The 2,869-nt window shown below is 59.4% G+C and carries 2 protein-coding genes; both read left to right on the top strand.

The annotated features are described in order from the left end of the window. Positions 1-467 precede the first annotated feature (467 nt). Positions 468-1,136 carry a tannase/feruloyl esterase family alpha/beta hydrolase gene (locus M0974_RS28070; RefSeq protein ID WP_297844867.1) on the top strand — a complete coding sequence of 223 codons (669 nt, stop codon included), beginning with the start codon at positions 468-470 and terminating at the stop codon, positions 1,134-1,136. 249 nt (positions 1,137-1,385) lie between these two features. Beyond that, entirely contained in the window at positions 1,386-2,792 is a 1,407-nt protein-coding gene (locus M0974_RS28065) for an efflux RND transporter periplasmic adaptor subunit (RefSeq protein WP_297844865.1), read from the top strand. Positions 2,793-2,869 lie beyond the last annotated feature (77 nt).

Genomic DNA, 2,869 nt, shown 5'->3' with positions numbered 1-2,869 from the left:
CTCCGGTTTTTCCGCGCTCTGCCGAGGCAAGCGCAGGCGTCCCAGTTTCAATCGGGTTGGGCAACATGGTTCGTTTCTCCACCGCCGTTCGATTGTTCGAACTGACATTTTCGTCAGACGATCATATCGGATAACGCCGGTGGCGGCAACCGCGCCGCTAAGCCATAGTTGCCCCGGCACGCAGTTCCGGCGTCACCCGCCCGATCGCATCCAAATCGGCCCGTACCCGGAAATTCTGCCATCCCAGTTCGCATGACGGCCGGGCAGGGACGCTGGCGCAGTTGGATTGGACCCGCACCCTGATCGCTGCAACCCTGCCTGCCCGGCCCGCTGTTCGTCGGCAGTGTAACTGAAAGGTCCCCCGCTGACTCCGGCCTCAAGACTGAAACCCGCGCGATGATGCCGCGCCCGCTCCAAGGCGTCGGTATGGCTGATTTCAGCAAATTCCTGCCTGGTCCTTATTGCACTTGGCTTCTTTTTCTTTCAAGAAAACTGGTTCGATCTGGAATAATCTGGCGATCAGCAAAACGCCAGAAGTCTACATTAGCGATGATAAATGGGTGATGGTCCATCAAACGGCGGTGGCGCATTACGACGGTGACGACGGGGTCAAGGACGGCCTGATCAGTGACCCGCTGAGCTGCCATTTCGATGCCAAAACTTTACTCTGCAAAAAAGGTGATGCGCCTGATTGTCTCACCGCGCCGCAGCTCGAAGCTTACGATAAAATCTTGAGGGGCGCTCGCACTCGGCGCACCGGTGCGCAGATTTATCCGCCCTGGCCGCTCGGTGTGGCGCTCACCGGACCCACGGTGCGCTACAATAACCATGATGATTGGGCACCTATCGTCTTTCGCTCGCTGTTGCAGGATGCCAATTGGGATTACCGCACCGAGGATTTCGACAAGGATGTCGCCCGTTCCGACAAGCTTGCCGATCATCTCATCAATGCCGTCGAGCCCGCCGGGCTGCAAGCTTTGTTCAAGCGCGGCCGTTATGCCCTTATCCGCAGATCGCAAAATACTCCGGCTCCGGCGACAGCAACGACGCCAGAAACTTCGCCTGCGGTATGCCGCCAAAGTCCGATTCCCAGGCGGCGAAGATCGCAGATTCACCGTTCTAACACGGTCCCGTGATCGAAGGGCCGGCCTCACCCATCAAGGCCGGCCCGATTTATTTCTGCGCGCCGCACGCTGGACCTTTTGGTTGGGCTTCGTCATCGAAACGCGCAATTCTTGAGATAAATTGACGCACACTGCCGCGCATTTGGTGATGATCTTAACATCAGTACGATGTCGCCACAGGCTCCGCCTGTGGCGCGCGACGTGTGAACGGATGGCGGTCCCGAACTGAGCAAGCCCGTCAGGTTTCGAGCGGATAGGAAGATGCAGATGGACCCTACAGGCGGTGATACAGTTCCACGGAACCGCGCAGAGGCACCGTCTTCATCGCCGCCGCAGAAGCTGTTGCCTCCACCCCATTCGGGCGAACAACTGCTGCTCGCGCCACCCGAGCGTCATCGGCCCTGGTTACGCTGGCTGCTGATCCTTCTCGCCATCCTGCTGGTGGTTTTTCTCGTCTATCATTTCTGGCCGTCCAAAAAAGCGCCCGCACCGGTCGCAGCCACACCCGTGGGGGTCGCCAGCGTCAGTACCGGCAACATGAATGTGGTGCTGACCGGCCTTGGCACGGTAACGCCATTGGCGACCGTTACGGTGCAGACCCAGATCAGCGGGCAATTAATGTCCGTGGGCTTCCAGGAGGGGCAATTGGTCAAGCAAGGCCAATTCCTGGCCCAGATCGATCCTAGGCCCTATCAGGTCGCGCTTGAACAAGCCCAGGGGGCTCTGGCCAAGGACACCGCCTCTCTTGGGCAGGCAAAATCCGATCTCGCCCGCTACCTGCTGCTAAGCCGCCAGGACAGTATCGCGAAGCAGACCGTCACCGATCAGGAGTATCTGGTCGCCCAGGATCAAGGCACCGTCAAAGACGATCAGGCTGCGGTCGATAGCGCCAAGCTCAACCTCACCTATTGCCACATCGTGTCGCCAGTCTCTGGCCGCGCCGGTTTGCGGCTGGTGGACCCTGGCAATTACGTGCAGACCTCCAGCGCCACTGGCCTTGTGGTGGTGACCCAATTACAGCCTATTTCGGTGATTTTCGTGCTGCCGGAAGATGACATTCCCGCCCTTGCCGAACAAATGCAGAATGGCGGCAACCTTGGCGTTTCGGCCTATGACCGCACCAACAGCAAAGTGGTTGCCACTGGCACGCTCGCCACGCTCGACAACACGGTCGACACCACCACCGGCACGGTGAAGCTGCGCGCTACCTTCCCCAACAGCAACCTTGCTTTATTCCCCAATGAATTCGTCAACGCGCGGCTGCTCCTGAAAACCCTCGATCAGGTTCCCGAAGTGCCGGTGCGGGCTGTGCAATATGGCGCCCCTGGCACCTTCGTTTATGTCGTCACCACGAACCAAGATTCCGGCAATCAGAATTCCGCCACCCAGAATTCCGGCACCCAGAATTCAGACTCGCAACCCAAGCAAACCGCGCATGTGCAGGTGATCACCACCGGCATTACCGACGGCGATCATATGCAGGTGACCAAAGGCCTCAAAGCTGGTGACGTTGTGGTGGTCGACGGCACCGACCAATTGCGCGACGGCGCCGAGGTCAAGATTTCCAAGGATGCCGCCGCAAGTTCCGCAACCTCCAACGATGGTCCCGGCGCACCTCCCGGCCAACAGCCGCAAAACAACAAGCCTGCCAGCAGTTCCGGGACTTAACCATCATGAGCCCCTCGCGCGTCTTCATCCTCCGCCCCGCGGGGACAACGCTGCTCATGGTGGCCCTGTTGCTGGTG

Origin of the sequence: Pseudomonas sp. (assembly GCF_026224925.1) — a bacterium.
Taxonomy (GTDB): Bacteria; Pseudomonadota; Gammaproteobacteria; order Pseudomonadales; family Pseudomonadaceae; genus Aquipseudomonas.
The sequence above is the reverse complement of the archived record's forward strand: the minus strand, read 5'-3'. Positions and strand labels throughout refer to the sequence as shown.

Bases quoted from the DNA above. Each gene is read 5' to 3' on its own strand.
- M0974_RS28065 (WP_297844865.1), top strand. From the start codon at position 1,386: ATGCAGATGGACCCTACAGGCGGTGATACAGTTCCACGGAACCGCGCA.